This is a genomic window from Domibacillus sp. 8LH, assembly GCF_038806185.1.
GTDB classification, from domain to species: domain Bacteria; phylum Bacillota; class Bacilli; order Bacillales; family Domibacillaceae; genus Domibacillus; species Domibacillus indicus_A.
Genome location: NZ_JAVJNG010000021.1, coordinates 1 through 1,368 on the forward strand (window position 1 = coordinate 1; position 1,368 = coordinate 1,368).

Below are 1,368 nucleotides of genomic sequence, written 5' to 3' on the forward strand. Positions count from 1 at the left end.
TTCTTCCATTGTAAATTTAGCCATAAAAACACCCCATAAATGTTAGTTTGGTGTCTAACATTTACGGGGCAGTTCATAAAAGGGTACTGGCTTTTTATATTTACTCCCACTCTAGTAAAGATACTAGAATTTGTAGTATGATTATTTAGTCTTGCCGGACAATAACCACACAACAGGAGGAAATAACACTGTGAAAAGAGAAGAAGCTGTTCTCAGACAGCTAGAGGTGCTGACTGAAAAGAAACAAGTACTGGCTGAAAGGAAACAGATGCTGGCCGAAGAGACACAGGTACTTGAAAAGATGGAGTCTTTGCTTAATGAATTTATCGTTATTCCAAAAGCAGCAGCTAAAGAACAAAAACCGCAGCGAACTTTGCCGCAATTAAGCAAACAAATTTCCTATAAGGATTTGGCGGTCATTGTAGAACAAATACTCCTTAACAACCCTACAATGAAAAAGGAAGATCTGGAACAGCATCTCCTTAGTCACCATAATCTAAAATGGAAAAAATTCAACGATACAATTTCATCGTTGAAAAAGTACCTAAGTATCAACGTCACCAAAGAAGGGAAAGACATCTATTACAGCCTCGGCGAGTGACAATTCTTATTACAAAGCGGAATATTCCTTTTATTTCGCTTTGTAATATTTTTTTGCCAAAATCCCTATCAAACCTTGCTGTATAAGGATTCGGCGAATTTTCAGATTATTTCACTCCGCAATAAAAAAAGAGTACGTATAACGTAATACGTACTCTTTGTAGTTTAACACTACACTGTTGAGAAACTCAACAATTTGTTGACTTCAAACACTTTGTTAAACGGACGTTTTACACATGTTAAAAATGATTCACACCAATTATTGTTCCCATTAAAAGCGGATGTTACAATATTTTCTAAAGATGTATATTTAGTTTGTTAGTTTCGACAAGATTACTGCGATCTCTGTACCCAAAGAAGGAACCGGCGGAAAACGGTTCCTTCTTTGTTTTTCAGAAAAAATTTTCCTAATATGTTATTATATACATAAGCTGTTCCTTTTCAGACTAGCTACACCGAACAAATAATTCACCGAAAACAACGTTCCTTAGGAGAGGGGCGTTTTTTCATTTTGACTTGTAGAATAAGTTCTTGTTAGCCCCATTTCTTATAATTTGTGCAGTGCGTGTCAAGTTAAATTTAAAAAGCATCGGGGGGATATAATTGGAAGGAAAAGGGTATTTTTTTCCAGCATTTAATAATGATGCATTCAGCAGCCTGAGAGCGAGTCAAAGCGCATTAGCATCAGCATTTAATAATGATGCATTCAGCAGCCTGAGAGCGAGTCAAAGCGCATTAGCATCAGCGTTTAATAATGATGCATTCAGC

At 36.3% G+C, this 1,368-nt stretch carries 1 protein-coding gene; it reads left to right on the plus strand.

Going from position 1 to position 1,368, the window contains the following annotated elements; genetic code table 11:
* Positions 1-190: 190 nt before the first annotated feature.
* Entirely contained in the window at positions 191-601 is a 411-nt protein-coding gene (locus tag RG959_RS18430) for a hypothetical protein (RefSeq protein ID WP_342798379.1), read from the plus strand.
* Positions 602-1,368: the final 767 nt, after the last annotated feature.